General features: G+C 69.3%; 14 protein-coding genes and 2 pseudogenes. 5 read left to right on the forward strand and 11 right to left on the reverse strand.

The window, feature by feature from the left end:
• Positions 1–218 precede the first annotated feature (218 nt).
• Both ACZ6KY_RS31470 and ACZ6KY_RS31475 read right to left on the reverse strand, forming a co-directional pair.
• The gene (locus tag ACZ6KY_RS31470) at positions 219–512 is read right to left on the reverse strand and encodes a hypothetical protein (protein WP_469313662.1); all 294 of its coding nucleotides are present in this window, start codon (positions 510–512) and stop codon (positions 219–221) included.
• A 72-nt stretch (positions 513–584) separates the two neighbouring features.
• Positions 585–1,205, reverse strand: a complete 621-nt coding sequence (locus ACZ6KY_RS31475) for a hypothetical protein (protein ID WP_469313663.1) — start codon at positions 1,203–1,205, stop codon at positions 585–587.
• Positions 1,206–1,669: 464 nt separating this feature from the next.
• On the opposite strand from ACZ6KY_RS31475, the gene ACZ6KY_RS31480 reads away from it, so the two are divergent.
• The 3 genes from ACZ6KY_RS31480 (at position 1,670) to ACZ6KY_RS31490 (ending at position 3,121) form a co-directional block, all read left to right on the forward strand.
• Positions 1,670–2,140 (forward strand): hypothetical protein, encoded by a 471-nt coding sequence (locus tag ACZ6KY_RS31480; RefSeq protein ID WP_469313664.1) that lies wholly within the window; start codon positions 1,670–1,672, stop codon positions 2,138–2,140.
• Positions 2,141–2,331: 191 nt separating this feature from the next.
• Entirely contained in the window at positions 2,332–2,610 is a 279-nt protein-coding gene (locus tag ACZ6KY_RS31485) for a hypothetical protein (protein ID WP_469313665.1), read from the forward strand.
• A 223-nt stretch (positions 2,611–2,833) separates the two neighbouring features.
• Positions 2,834–3,121: a hypothetical protein gene (locus tag ACZ6KY_RS31490; protein ID WP_469313666.1), complete on the forward strand. Its 288-nt coding sequence runs from the start codon at positions 2,834–2,836 to the stop codon at positions 3,119–3,121.
• A gap of 352 nt (positions 3,122–3,473) precedes the next feature.
• On the opposite strand, the gene ACZ6KY_RS31495 is transcribed toward ACZ6KY_RS31490, so the two are convergent.
• The 3 genes from ACZ6KY_RS31495 to ACZ6KY_RS31505 all read right to left on the reverse strand — a co-directional run bounded on the left by ACZ6KY_RS31495 (position 3,474) and on the right by ACZ6KY_RS31505 (position 5,054).
• The gene (locus tag ACZ6KY_RS31495; protein WP_469313667.1) at positions 3,474–3,818 is read right to left on the reverse strand and encodes a hypothetical protein; all 345 of its coding nucleotides are present in this window, start codon (positions 3,816–3,818) and stop codon (positions 3,474–3,476) included.
• A 230-nt stretch (positions 3,819–4,048) separates the two neighbouring features.
• Entirely contained in the window at positions 4,049–4,546 is a 498-nt protein-coding gene (locus ACZ6KY_RS31500; RefSeq protein ID WP_469313668.1) for a hypothetical protein, read from the reverse strand.
• Between the two features lie 166 nt (positions 4,547–4,712).
• On the reverse strand, positions 4,713–5,054 hold the full coding sequence (locus ACZ6KY_RS31505) for a hypothetical protein (RefSeq protein WP_469313669.1): 342 nt from the start codon (positions 5,052–5,054) through the stop codon (positions 4,713–4,715).
• 146 nt (positions 5,055–5,200) lie between these two features.
• Here ACZ6KY_RS31505 and ACZ6KY_RS31510 point away from each other — a divergent pair.
• Positions 5,201–5,575 (forward strand): annotated as a pseudogene (locus ACZ6KY_RS31510) (transposase family protein); the annotation flags it as partial.
• Between the two features lie 96 nt (positions 5,576–5,671).
• Here the strand turns inward: ACZ6KY_RS31510 and ACZ6KY_RS31515 are convergent.
• The 6 genes and pseudogenes from ACZ6KY_RS31515 to ACZ6KY_RS31540 all read right to left on the reverse strand — a co-directional run bounded on the left by ACZ6KY_RS31515 (position 5,672) and on the right by ACZ6KY_RS31540 (position 12,603).
• Positions 5,672–5,917, reverse strand: a complete 246-nt coding sequence (locus ACZ6KY_RS31515) for a hypothetical protein (RefSeq protein ID WP_469313670.1) — start codon at positions 5,915–5,917, stop codon at positions 5,672–5,674.
• Between the two features lie 353 nt (positions 5,918–6,270).
• A pseudogene (locus ACZ6KY_RS31520) lies at positions 6,271–6,483 on the reverse strand (transposase); the annotation flags it as partial.
• A gap of 25 nt (positions 6,484–6,508) precedes the next feature.
• Entirely contained in the window at positions 6,509–7,039 is a 531-nt protein-coding gene (locus ACZ6KY_RS31525) for a YbaK/EbsC family protein (protein ID WP_469313671.1), read from the reverse strand.
• A 109-nt stretch (positions 7,040–7,148) separates the two neighbouring features.
• A complete protein-coding gene (locus ACZ6KY_RS31530) occupies positions 7,149–8,819 on the reverse strand; it encodes a penicillin-binding transpeptidase domain-containing protein (RefSeq protein WP_469313672.1) in 1,671 nt (556 codons plus the stop codon).
• 104 nt (positions 8,820–8,923) lie between these two features.
• Positions 8,924–10,555 (reverse strand): penicillin-binding transpeptidase domain-containing protein, encoded by a 1,632-nt coding sequence (locus tag ACZ6KY_RS31535; RefSeq protein ID WP_469313673.1) that lies wholly within the window; start codon positions 10,553–10,555, stop codon positions 8,924–8,926.
• A 308-nt stretch (positions 10,556–10,863) separates the two neighbouring features.
• Positions 10,864–12,603: a dolichyl-phosphate-mannose--protein mannosyltransferase gene (locus ACZ6KY_RS31540; protein ID WP_469313674.1), complete on the reverse strand. Its 1,740-nt coding sequence runs from the start codon at positions 12,601–12,603 to the stop codon at positions 10,864–10,866.
• 96 nt (positions 12,604–12,699) lie between these two features.
• On the opposite strand from ACZ6KY_RS31540, the gene rsmI reads away from it, so the two are divergent.
• A complete protein-coding gene (gene rsmI, locus ACZ6KY_RS31545; RefSeq protein WP_261703927.1) occupies positions 12,700–13,557 on the forward strand; it encodes a 16S rRNA (cytidine(1402)-2'-O)-methyltransferase in 858 nt (285 codons plus the stop codon).
• The last annotated feature ends 107 nt before the right edge of the window (positions 13,558–13,664 follow it).

Consider the following 13,664-nt stretch of genomic DNA (forward strand, 5'->3'; position numbering starts at 1 on the left):
CCCCCCCCCCCCCCCCCCCCCCCCCCCCCCCCCCCCCCCCCCCCCCCCCCCCCCCCCCCCCCCCCCCCCCCCCCCCCCCCCCCCCCCCCCCCTCCGGGCAACCCGATGCGGAGATGGTGCCGACCGAATCGGAAGGGTATGCGGGTAAAAGGCCTCGCGCCGCCCGTGACCGCGGTGGCATTGCGGCGACGGAACGGTGGGGGCGAGTGGGCGGTCGGTCAGAGCGCCCGGCTGTTGCAGCCCATTTCGGAACCGAGGTGGCTCTTCTGCGCGCCCGCGGCCCCTTCTCCGTTCAGCAGGTTGCCGGCCAGGCCGGTGAGGGCGCCGACGCTGCCGAGCACCTCGATGTTCATGTCGTGCGAGCGGCACTCGACGCCCTGCGTGACGCCGATGTTGTCGCTGCCGCCGCCGTCGTGGCCCTCATCGCCGTACGCGAAAGCGGTGTTGGCGCCCAAGGAGCCGACACTGCAGAGGAGGGCGCTCAGAAGTACTGCCTTGTGCAACTTGCGCATGTGAAGCTCCAGGGGGGAAGTGCGGGGATCCGGCCTGTTGAGTCAGGACGGCGGATGTGCGGGGGCGGGCTGTCAGCCGAGTCGGGGAAGTCCCAGCTGCCCGACGGGAGGTGCCGCGATCTGCCCGAGGGCGACCGGAGCCAGTTGCGGTGCGCTCTCGGGCGTGATCGTCGGGTTGACGAGCGGGTTCACCTGAGGGTTGAGCTGAGGGTTCACCTGGGGGGCGACAACCATCGGGGCCGCTGAGTCGACTACCGGGGGTACTGCTACCTGCGGGGCCACTTGGGGCATGACCTGGGGCATGACCTGAGGCACGATCTGCGCCGGGGCGGCCTGCGCCGGGGCGGCCTGCGCCGGGGCGGCCTGCGCCGGGGCGGCCTGCGCCGGCTGTGCGGGTGCGGCCTGCGCGAACCGCTCGGGTGCGGCCTGTTGCGGGTTCGACGAGCTGGAGGCCTGGGCCGTTCCCTGTGATGAGGCCGAGGCCGAGGCGTATCCGGTCTGCTGTGGTCCTGACGGGGCGGCCTGTGCGGCCGGTTGGGGAGCCGCGGCCGGGGCAGCCGGCTGATCCGGAACCGATGCCGGGGTGGTACCGGGGCGCCCCTCCGGCGAGTTGGCATAGCTGCCGCCGGCGCCGATGCCGGCCAAACCGCTGGCCGCCGCGACGACGAGCGCGGCCTTGTGAAGCTTCCGCATGAAACCCTCGGCCCTTCGTTAACCTGAGAAGTGAGTCCATTGCATTCAATGCGGTCACGCGTGCAGTTGGTGCGTCACTCGCATCGCGCCGGAGGCTACGGTTGTCTCGAGGAGCACGCGGACTTCGTATCGGAGCTGGCAGCGGATCCTCTACCTGTCAATGGTTTACGGTCGCTGCCCGCACCTCCGGGGAACGAGATTTCGGCGCCGTGGTCACGGCACTCGACGGGCCGTCACCCATTTGCCGTCTACCGGCCCCGGCGTCACGGCTCGCACGCCGCACCGAATGGGTGACCACGCCCCCGCACCCGTTTCGAGCCCGTGTTTTTTTCGTTCCCCACGGGGCGATAGGGATGGCCCATCGCGGCCGAATGGAGCAGCGAGGACAGCGAAGACTGCGCTGCCGTATCGGCACAACAGCTCCCGTGCACAGGTCAATTGAAGAGCCGAGGAAACTCATGCGTATGCTCCACAAGATCGCGCTCGTCGCCGCAACGGCCGGCGGCCTGGCCGGCGTAGGCGCCGGCACAAGCTCCGCCGTCACCTCGTTGGCGCCCAACGGCGTTGCGCCGCACCCGGTTTCGCAGCCCGACGCCCAGGCGGCCTCGGCGTCCTCCGCTCAGGCGACCACGCAGACCTATGGCTCGCCGGCTTCGCAGCAACTGGCACCGTCGCGTGGCGCCCAGGTTTCCCCGCAGCTCAGCCCGCAGCTGAATCCGCAGCTCAGCCCGCACATCTCTCCTGAAGCGCCGCAGAAGGACCAGGGCGCTTCGGCGGGGCAGGCCAACCTGTTCCGTCCGTACCAGGAGTGCAGCCCGCAGAGCCTGCTCGATGCGAACGTCCCGGTTGCACTGCTGGCCTCATCCCAGACCCATGGCATCGAGTGCACCCAGGCCAACAGTCAGACGAACTCTTTCGCCAACGTGCAGCACTGACGGACGACCACGTCGATGCCGGGCACGGGCGGCGGCCGGACCCGGACCTGCTCGCCCCGTAATACGGCTTTCGGTGGGTCTTCGGCGACATGAAGCCAAAGAGTTGTTCTTTTCAGGGCTTTTGTCGCTAATGTTCCACCTGTAACCGCGATCCAACGGATCGCAAAAACTCACCCCCACACGGAGATGAAATGCGCAAGCTTCGCAACGTTGCGGTCCTGGTCGCTGCCATCGGCAGCATCGGGCTCGTTGGCGGCACGGCCTACGCCGGCGGCGGTCACGGCGGCGGCGACCAGTTCAGCGTCACGCAGAGCTCCAACTGCAAGTCGCACGACCTGAACCTCGACGTCCTCGGCCAGGTCGGCGTGCTGAACGGCCTGCTGGGCAACGCCCTCAACGGCGAAGGCAACCCGGGCGCCCAGTCGACCTCCCTCGGCTCCACGATGGGCTGTAACAACAGCGCCTTCTGAAGTCCCCTCAGGCGTAAGTAAAGACGCCGAACCATGAACGGTCCCGGCACTGGGCCTCAGGCAAAGTGCCGGGACCGTTTCACGTGCGCCAAACCACTTCCGAGGCGGCACAGCGAAGCGCTGGACCTTTCCGGACACTCCGTTCTGGCGCCGTTGAACTCTTCGCGTCACACAGAGGCGATCCCTCGCGGATCGCATTCACCTGACTTCTTCTGGAGATGACATGCGCAAGCTCCGTACGGCCGCTGTCCTGCTGGCCGTCCTCGGAAACGTCGGACTTCTGGGCGCCAGCGTCGCCCACGCGGATGAGGGCTGGGACCGGGGCGGCGACAGCTTCACCATCTCGCAGCACAGCTCCTGTGAGTCGCACGACCTGAACCTCGACGTCCTCGGTCAGGTCGGCATCGGCAACGGACTGGGCGGCAACCTGCTGGGCGGCGAGGGCAACCCGGGAGCCCAGAAGACGTCGCTGGGCTCGTCCGCGGGCTGCAGCAACCGCTCCAACGGCTAAGAGCTCACCACGAACAACCTGTGGGCGAGTGACTCATTGACCTGCAAGGTCAAGTCTCAAGGCCCACAGATCGGCTGTCCGCAAGCCCTGAGCCTGGCGTTTCGGGCCTGTCGTCGAACGGCCCCGAACATGCCCATGGGTTTGCCTGAGTTCCGCACACAGCAGCGGCCTTCGCCTGATCCTGTGCTCCGTCACGGAAGCATGGGATCAACGCGAAGGCCGTAGCCGTGAGGCTGTCGCGGGTCCGCGAGCGGGAAACCCGGGCGGGTCACGTCGTAGCCGGCATCAAAGACGACCAAAACGAAATGCTGGTCCGGGAACCCTTCCCCGGACCAGCATTTTCCGTGAGCGCTCAGTTGCCGAAGTGCGGCTTCTTGAACCCCGCAGGCAGCTTGGCCGTGTTGGAGCACTCCACGACCGGCCCCACTTTCGCAGGTGCGCTTTCGCTTCCCAGGAGCTGGTCCTGCTGCGTGACGACGTGCGGCTGGTCCTTTGTCGAGCACTTCTGGTCCTGCTTGATGACGTGTGTGCCGTCCTTGTCGATGTACGTCTCATTTTTCTGAACGCACACGACGTCGTTCTGCGCGCTGGTGGGACAGGCGCCTGGGTTTCCCTCGGCATGTGCGGTGCCGAGGCAGATGGCGGCGAGGCTTCCGGCGAATGCGGCGACGGCCGCAGTCTTCTGCGAAAAGAGCATGTGCTGCATTCCTTTGTGGTGAAGAATCGGACATTCTTTTATCGGTCGGCGTTGCCCGCGCCGATAAATCATGCAATTAAATCTCTGTCCGCTCACGGGATGGTTGTAGCCCGGACGCGAAATCGGCGTCCGGGCTACCTGCGCCACGGCGTATCACTCAGCGCACCGCTCGGTCCGTATCCCCGACGCTGGGTGAGGCCGCGGCGGGCCTTGACTCGGAGCTCTCGCTCTCAGCCGTTACCGCCCTGGTCCTGCGCCTGGGGCTGAGCCTGGTCCTGGGGCTGGTCCTGCGTCTGGGGCTGCGCCTGGTCCTGTGCCACGGGCTGAGCCTGGTCCTGCGTCTGGGGCTGAGCCTGGTCCTGCACCTGCGGCTGGGCCTGGTCCTGCACCTGCGGCTGGGCCTGCGCCTGGTCCTGCATCTGGGGCTGGGCCTGGGGCTGAGCCTGGTCCTGGGGCTGAGCCTGGTCCTGCACCTGCGGCTGCACCTGGGGCTGAGCCTGCTCCTGCGCCTGCTTCTGCGCCTGGCCCTGCTCGTCCGCCTGGCCCTGCTCCTGCGGCTGGGAGTAGTAGCCACCCCCGAAGGCCACGGCGTTGGCGGACGAGTTGGCGACGGCGCTGAACGGTACGGGCACGCCGCCGCTACCGTCGGCGAAGCTGATGCCGGCGCCGAGGGCGGACAGCCCCGCGATGGCCGCCGCTACGACCACGGCACGCTGAAACTTACGCATGGATGACCCTTTCCTGATCCGGGCATACCACCCGGAATGACCACTTGCGTAAACGTAAGCACGCCCGTTGCGGTCAATAGGGGATTTGTACCCTTATGTCGCTCCGGAGCCCCGTACGGGGTAGAGCGCCATTACGGCCATATGGCACGGTTCAGCCGTCGCGCCCTCAGGGGAGGAGGGTGGGCAGTTCCCGCTTCTCGTCGATCGGTCGAGGTGCTCCGGACGTGGTGGGCGAACAGGTCACCTGAGGGCCGATTTGTGTCGTGCCGTTGCCCGTGGCGGCGGGCACCGTCACGGCCTGCACCGGCATGCAGGTCTCCTGGTGAGGAATGGCGCCGTGCTCCGCGCTCCCACCTTCGATGTGCTGCACGCAGGTGACGTCCCCCTGGGGGCTCCGAGTGCAATTTGTCGGGCCTCCCGCGGCGTGCGCATGGGTGATGCCCATGGATGTCAGGGCGAGTCCGCCGATGAGCCCCGAGAGGGCCGCGATCTTTTTCCTGCTGAACATGTGATGCGTGTCCTTAGTACGGGCGCCCCGGGCGCCGCTCCCTCACGATCGGCCGCGCCGCAGGCGTGGTCTGCGGCACTGGGCCTTCCAACTTTCCGCGTCGGCTGGACAGTTGGCCTGACAGGCGGATGAAGCTGCTGGTAACGGTGAACGTGCAGGGCGCAGCCGACCCGAAAGGCCGTCCCTCTGGGCTTCACCGGCCCTGGCCGGCGCCGTCATGGCGCTGGGGCAGCACGCGAGCACGGCGTCATCGACGCCCTCGCCGAGACCGGCATCACCTGCCGGTCGGACACGGGCTACCACGGTGCGGGCGGCTCAGTCCTCTCCCCTGCCGTGGTCGACGGGACGCCCTCGCGGCCGGTCGGCAGGCCGTCAACCTGTCCCGTGCGAGGTCCGGGCGCTGGTCGAACGAGCCATCGCCACCCTCGAATCCTGGCTTGCCTCTCCGTAAACTCCGCTGCTCGACGGCCGGGGTCACCGGTCTCGTCCAAGCGGTCCTCGCCCTCCATCCGGCCGGCTCGCACCGAGATCGAGGCAGCCGGCTGCCGGCATTCGATCCCTTCGGGTCAACCCGAAGGGATCCCGTACCGACCGTCGCGATGATGACGTCGCTGACCTCAGCCCGTGAAGGCGCGGTTGTGCTGGCCGCAGGTGGTGTCCAGGGTCTGACCGAAACCGAGCACTCCGATCGGGATGTCGTTCTCCGACACCGTCTGCGGGCTGCACTCCTGGTAGGGGCGGTAAACGTCCACCGCCCGCGGTCCGTTGTCATGGGTGTCGGCGACAGCCGTTCCGGCGCCGACGGCGGACAGGCCACCGGCCGCCGCCACTGCTGCGATCACGATCTGCTGAAACTTGCGCATGGAACCCTCGGTTCTGCATTGCTTGCACATGATGGCTAGTTGCCTAGCGTGACTGGATGAACACTAGCAGTAGCGTCTGGTGGTCGGCGCACGGAGGTCGTACGTGTTCTACGGAGGGGCCGGACTCGGCGTGGACGCCAACTGGCTCTGCGGAAGGACGCTTTGCCATTCGGCATACGGTATGGGTGCGCCGCGGGCGAGGGCCCGCCCCGGCGTGCCGTCGCATCAACTCAATTGCCTGGAGCTGGAGTTGGGGCATGCGGACTGTTGACCCGCTGTCCCGCGTCTTTGGCGGCAGGGTGATGCCGAGGCGGGGGCTGCCAAACGAGCGGTGCAACTGGGGGTAGTTGGGGTTACTGACGGGCCGCTGGGAGGTGTCCCTCGAAGGTGATGCCGAAGGCGTTCGGCGCGGTCTTCCAGCGCATGGTCCAGCGAGCCTGGTCCTTGCCGGTGGGATCGCGCGAAATGATCGCCATGTAGACATACTTCAACGCTGCTTGCTCGCTCGGAAAGCGCCCTCTGGCCCTGACCGCCCGGCGGATCCGCGCGTTCACCGACCGGCGAGCAGCACGGCCGTGGTGACGGGCGGTGTCACGCGATCGGCTCGCGCACATCCACCAGCGTGCCGTCCGCGTGGGCGATCAGGCTCTTCGGGTCCATCGGGAAGACGGTGAACGGGGTGCCCGCCGAGGTCCACACCGTGTCGTGGCCGAGCAGCGAACGGTCCACCAGGACACGGGTCTTCGTACGGTGCCCGAAAGGCGGCACGGCGCCGGGCCCGTACCCGGTCGATTCCCGTACGAGGTGGGCCCCGGCCCGGGTGAGCTTCTCGGCGCCCAGCTCCCGCCGTACGAGCTCCATGCCGACGTGTGCCGAGCCGTCCAGGAGCACCAGCACCGGGACGCCGTCCGCCGCGAAGAACAGCGACTTGCAGATCTGGCTCGGATCGCAGCCGATCGCCGCGGCGGCCTCGGCGGTGGTGCGGGCGGTGTCGGGGAAGCGCCGGACCCGTCCGATCACCTCGTCCAGCCCCAGCTTCCGCAGGGCCTCGGCGAAACGGGGGTCGGCGGCGTTCGCGGCGGCGGACCGCTCCGCGCCGGCGTTCTCATCGGTGGCGTTCATGCACAGCACGCTAGCGGTCGGTGTAAACGCCACGCGACCGGGTTCCGATCGGGGCGTCGGGGCGCTTTTGGGACCGCGGGCGTTTCCAGGAGCCGGCTGTTTCCGGGAGTCAGCTGCCGGCCTTCAAAAGGGCTGCCACGATCGGGCCCGCCGTGGTGCCGCCGTGGCCGCCCTGCTGGACGACGCCCGCTCCCGCCAGGTCGCCCTTCCAGGCCGTGAACCAGCCGTTGGGCTGCTTCTGGTTGTCGACCTCGGCGGAACCGGTCTTGGCGCCGAAGTCGGGGCCGAGGCCGGCCATGGCCTCGGCGGCGGTGCCGGCGGTAGCCGTGTACTGCATGACCTCGCGCAACTGGGCGAGCGTGGTCGCGGACAGGGTGCGGGACGCGGTGGCCAGCGTGCGGTGATCGACCGACGCGTCGACCAGGAACGGCTGGTGGAAACTGCCGGACTGGACCGTGGAGGCGACGGACGCCATGTTCAGCGGGTTCATGCGGACCCCGCCCTGGCCCATCAGCGACGCGGCCATCTGCGCGGCGCTCTGTACCGGCACCGAACCGTCGAACGACGGCACACCGATGGCCCAGTTGTCCCGGCTCAGTCCGAAGACCTGCTGGGCCTGCTTGGTCAGGTCGTCGTTCCGCAGCTTCTTCGCCTGCGTGATGAAGGCCGTGTTGCAGGACCGCGCGAAGCTCGCCTTGAACGTGCCGTTCTTGATCTCGAAGTCGTCGTCGTTGTGGAACTTCCAGCCGCCGTACGTGGCCGTCTTGGGGCAGGGGTGCGGCTTGTCGGGGGAGGCCAGGCCCTTCTCGAAGAGCATCGACGCCGTGATGACCTTCATCGTGGAGCCGGGCGCGAGGGAGCCCTGGAAGGCGGTGTTGAAGCCGTGGTCCGTGTTCGCGACGGCGAGGATCTCGCCCGTCGAGGGGCGCATCAGGACCACCGACGCCTTCGGCTTGGCGGCCACCAAGCGCTCGGCATCCGCCTGGAGGACCGCGCTGAGCGTCGTTTTCACGGTGCCAGGCGTGCCCGCGCTGAGCGTCACCAGGGTCTTGTCGGGGGTCTTCTGGGCGCCCTTCGCCGCGGCCTTGCGGACCACGCGCAGCTCGATGCCCGCCTTGCCGCCGGCCGTCTTGCCGAACTTCTCGCGCAGTCCGTCGAGGACCGTGCCCAGGGAGGGGTACTTGGCGGCGGTCAGCTCGCCGCCGTGGCGGTCGAGGGCGGTGATGGGCGGCGTCCCTGACTCGCCGGTCACCAGGCGGTCGCCGTCCTGGAGGTCCGGGTGGACGACGGACGGCTTCCAGCCGACCAGCGCCGCACCGTCCTTGGCCCGGCGCACGACCGTCAGCTTCGACGTGTACGCCAGGGGCTCGGTCCTGCCCTTGTAGCTGACGGTCGCCTTGACGGTGAAGGGGACGTCCGCACCCGAGGGCTTGCCGCGCGTCAGGGTCACGCCGCTGATGTGGGCGTCCTTGCCGAAGCCGGTCAGCGTGGTCGTGGCGGCGGCCGAGTCGTCGGTCGCCGCGGCCGCCCGGGTGACATCGCCGCTCTGCCAGGCGGTCAGGAAGGCGGTGGACGCCATGCTGATCTCGGCCGCCGACAGCGGGCCCGACTTGACGGCCTCGCGGGTGGTGGCCGTGATGCCGTCCTCGGCCGCCGCGCCACTGCCGTACAGGCTGTAGGCGCCGAACGCCCCGCCGACGACGGCCACGGCGATCACCCCGCCGAGTACGGCGGGCTGCTTCGTCTTCCGTCGCTCGGCGACGCGTCTTCTCTTGCCCACAGCTTCCCGTCCTCCGCCGTCCCCTGATGCCCCGTGATGCCCTCGCGCCCCTCGCTCCTCAACGAGGAGCACCACCCTAGGGTCCCGTCCTGTGCGGAGCGACTTCAGCCGCCTGTTCGTAGCACAGCTGCGACGATCGGGCCGGCCGCCTCTCCGCCGTGTCCACCCTCCTGGGTCATGGCGGCGGCCGCCATGTCGTTGCGGTACCCGGTGAACCAACTGTTGGACTTGGTCTGGCCGTCGACCTCGGCGGAGCCGGTCTTGGCTCCGACGCTGCCGCCGAGCCCGGCCATCACCTGGGCCGCGGTGCCGCTGACGGCCGTGCGGTTCATCATCGCGCGCAACTGCGCGACCGTACCGCTGGACAGGCCCTTCGCGGTGGCCAGTTCACGGTCGTCGAGGGCGCGCGGCACGAGGACCGGCTGCCGGAAGACGCCCGTCATCGCGGTCGCCGTCACCGACGCCATGTTCAGCGGGCTCATCTGGACCTGGCCCTGGCCGATCATGTTGGCCGCCGTGTTCGGGCCGCCGGAGGCGGGCACCGAGCCGTCGAAGGACTCGATGCCGGTCTTCCAGTTGTTCTGCCCGAGTCCGAAGCGCTGCTGGGCCTCGTCGGTCAGCGAGTCGACCTTCACATCGTCCGCGTACTTCACGAAGGCGGTGTTGCACGAGCGCGCGAAGCTGTCGGAGAGCGTGGCGTCCAGCTGCGGCTTCATGCCCACGAGGTTGTGGAAGGTCTGGCTCTGCCAGGTCGCGGTGGGCGGACAGGTCGCGGGCCCGTCGGCCGTGGTGATGCCGTTGTCGATGAGGGTCGCCGCGCTGATGATCTTCATCGTGGAGCCGGGCGCGAGTTTGCCGAGGAAGGCCGCGTTGAAGCCGTCCGCGCGGTGGTTGGCGACGGCCAGCACCTCGCCGGTGCTCGGCTTCACCGCCACCACGGAGGACTCGGCGAACCGGGTGACCGCCTTCTCGGCGGCGGCCTGCGCGCTCGCGCTGAGTGTCGTACGGACCTTGCCCGCCCGCCCCTTGGCGAGGGTGACCAGGGTCGTGTCGCCGCTGCCCTCGCTCCCGTGCCGGATCGCCAGCTCGACGCCGGGCGAGCCGCCCGCCGTGTCGCCGTACTTCTCGCGGAGCGCGTCCAGGATCGGCCCCAGGGACGGGTACTTCTCCTTCGTCAGGACAACGTTGTTCCGGTCCACCGCCTCGATCGCCGGGCTCGCCGACTCGCCCGTGACCAGGGTGTCCCCGTCCTTCAGCTCCGGGTGGACGACGGACGGCTTCCAGTCGACCAGCGCCTTCCCGGTGGTCTCCCCGCGTACGACGGTCAGTTCGGAGTCGTACGCGAAGGGCTTGCTCTTCCCGTCGTAGGACACCGTCGCCTTGACGGAGAACGGCACGGTCGCCCCGGACGGCGCGCCCGGTGTGATCCTCACGTCGGTCAGATGCGCGTCGTCGCGGTAGCCGGCGAGCAGCCCCTCGGCGTTCGACGCGTAGTTCGTGTACGCGGCAGCCTTGGCCGCGTCGCCCTTCTCCCAGGCCGCGAAGAACGCGCGGCTGGCCGCCTTGACCTCGGCGCCGCTCGGCGGCCCGGTCTTCACCGGAGCGGGCCCGGCGGTACCCCCGCCCCCGCCGTCCCCGCTGATCGAGGTCACCACGTTGTAGGCGCCGTACCCGGCGCCGCCCACCATCACCGCGAACACGCCGCCGATGACGGCAGCCCTGGCCCCCTTGCGCATCGCGCGAATCCCTCCCCGTGAACCCTCCCCTGAACTTCTGAACGCGTTCAGAAAATCCGGTTCACCTCGCACTCTAGGCGCGGGTGGGGCTCATGGCGCAGCCCTTCGCCGAATCGTTAGCCCCAGGCGACGAGCCGCATCCGTGAACGCTGTTCACGGATGTCGACTCCGCAGCTCTACCGGCAGGTCAGGTCCACGAGGAGATCGCGGTGCGAGGTGACGCGAGGGCGACGTGTGCGACCGGAATCGGCCAATGACCACCATGAGGGCGCGGCAGTTCGCCGCGCCCTCATGGGATATCCGCCCGGCTAGACCCAGGTATCCAGCCACATCCGCGACCGCCACTGGTCGATCGGGATGGCGGTTCCCGTGTACAGGGGCCAGAAGTAGATGAAGTTCCAGACGATCAGGAGAACCAGGACTCCCGCTCCCGCCGCGCCGATGACGCGGCGGCGTTCTCCGGAGCCGGGTGGGCCGAGGATGGCGCCGATCATCATCGTGACGGCGAGGCAGAGGAACGGGACGAAGACGACGGCGTAGAAGAAGAAGATCGTGCGCTCCTGGTACATGAACCAGGGGAGGTAGCCGGCCGCGACGCCGCAGGCGATGGCGCCCGCCCGCCAGTCGCGGCGGAAGGCCCAGCGCCACAGCACGTAGACGAGCGCGAAGCAGGCGGCCCACCACAGCAGCGGCGTGCCGAGCGCCAGCACCTCACGGGCGCACTTGTCGCCCGCGTCGGCGGGGCAGCCGTCCTTGCCGGGCAGCGGGGACTCGTAGAAGTACGAGACCGGGCGGCCGAGGACGAGCCAGCTCCACGGGTTGGACTGGTAGGTGTGCGGCGACACCAGCCCGACGTGGAACTTGTAGACCTCGTGCTCGTAGTGCCACAGGCTGCGCAGCCAGTCCGGGAGGAAGGTCCAGTTGCCGCCCTTGCCGTCGGTCACGGCCCAGTTGCGGAAGTAGCCGCCCTTGCCGTTGTCCGGCGACAGGATCCAGCCGGTCCAGGAGACCAGGTACACGGCCAGGGCGACCGGGACCGTCGCCAGGAACGCCAGGCCCGTGTCGTGCTTGAGCGCCGCCAGGTAGGGCTGCCGGGCGCCCGCGACCCGGCGCGAGGCCGCGTCCCACAGGACCGCCATCACGCAGAACGCGGCCAGGACGTACAGCCCGTTCCACTTGGTGCCGATGGCCAGGCCCAGCATCAGGCCCGCCGTCCAGCGCCAGGGCCGCCAGCCCAGGCGGGTGGTCTCGGCGACGTGCGCGTCGGGGCGGGCGACGCCGTCGGTGTCGGTGGGCAGCGCCGCCGCCAGCCTGGTCCGCGCCTTGTCGCGGTCGACGACCAGGCAGCCGAAGGCCGCCAGCACGAAGAACATCAGCACGCCGTCCAGCAGCGAGGTGCGGCTCATCACGAAGTGCAGGCCGTCCACCGCCATCAGCGTGCCCGCGAGGCAGCCGAGGAACGTCGAGCGGAACAGCCGCCGCCCGATCCGGCACAGCAGCAGCACCGACAGCGTGCCGAGCAGCGCCGTCATGAAGCGCCAGCCGAAGGGGTTGAACCCGAACATCCACTCGCCGAGCCCGATGACGTACTTGCCGATCGGCGGGTGCACGACATAGGCGGCGTCGCTCGGGACCCGCACATGCCCGTTGTGCTGGAGGATCAGGTCGTTGGCGTCCTTCGACCAGTTGACCTCGTAGCCGCGGTGGAAGAGCGCCCAGGCGTCCTTCGCGTAATACGTCTCGTCGAATATCACCGCCTTCGGGCTGCCCAGGTTCCAGAAGCGCAGCAGCCCGGCGAGCAGGGTCACCAGGAGCGGCCCCACCCAGCCCGACCAGCGGTTGAAACGGTCGGCGACCTCCTGACGCAGCCCGAGAGCGCCCCAGATCCCGGGGCCGGGCTCGGCGTACGGCGGTACGAGCCGGTCGCGCACATCACTTCTGGGCGGCGCCGTGTAGCCGAATCGGCGCAGCCGCTGCTGCCACGACGGCCGCTGCGTGTCGGCGGCCTGGCCCTGCCGGGTGTCCGTGGAGGACGCGGTACTGGTCACCGCGCCATCGTAGGGAACAGGTCTGTGGGAGTCCCGTGCATGGGCCCCTTCCGGTCGGATGAGCTTGTCGGGACGTGCCCCTGCGAGGATGGAACCGTGACAGGAATCCTTGTGTTGGCAGGCACCCCCATCGGCGACATCTCCGACGCGCCGCCACGGCTCGCCGCGGAACTGACCGGGGCCGATGTCGTCGCCGCGGAGGACACCCGCAGGCTCCGCCGGCTCACCCAGGCGCTGGGCGTCCAGACGACGGGGCGTGTCGTGTCGTACTTCGAGGGGAACGAGGCCGCCCGGACCCCCGAACTGGTCGAGGCGCTCGTCGGCGGGGCGCGGGTCCTGCTCGTGACCGACGCCGGGATGCCGTCCGTGTCGGACCCCGGGTACCGGCTGGTCGCGGCCGCGGTCGAGAAGGACATCAAGGTCACCGCCGTACCCGGCCCGTCCGCCGTGCTCACCGCGCTGGCACTGTCCGGCCTGCCCGTCGACCGCTTCTGCTTCGAGGGCTTCCTGCCCAGGAAGGCGGGCGAGCGGCTGTCCCGGCTGCGGGAGGTCGCCGAGGAGCGTCGGACGCTCGTCTACTTCGAAGCCCCCCACCGGCTCGACGACACCCTCGCCGCCATGGCGGAGGTCTTCGGCACCCAGCGGCGCGCCGCCGTCTGCCGCGAACTGACCAAGACGTACGAGGAGGTCAAGCGCGGCCCGCTCGGTGAGCTGGCCGCCTGGGCCGCCGAGGGTGTCCGCGGCGAGATCACCGTCGTCGTCGAGGGCGCCCCCGAAAAGGGTGCCGAGGAACTGGACGCCGGCGAGCTGGTGCGCAGGGTGCAGGTGCGCGAGGAGGCGGGGGAGCGGCGCAAGGAGGCCATCGCCGCCGTCGCCGCCGAGGCCGGAATTCCCAAGCGGGACGTCTTCGACGCGGTCGTCGCGGCGAAGAACGCCGCGCGAAGCGGCCCATAGAAGGGCAAAGGACTTTCGTGAAAAGCAAAGATCAGGCCGCGTAACAGGAGCCTTCCGACAAGGAAAGGCCAAAACGACTCCAACACTCGACAGGCCGGATGCGTTCG

The sequence above is a fragment of the Streptomyces sp. NPDC042002 genome, assembly GCF_055588305.1.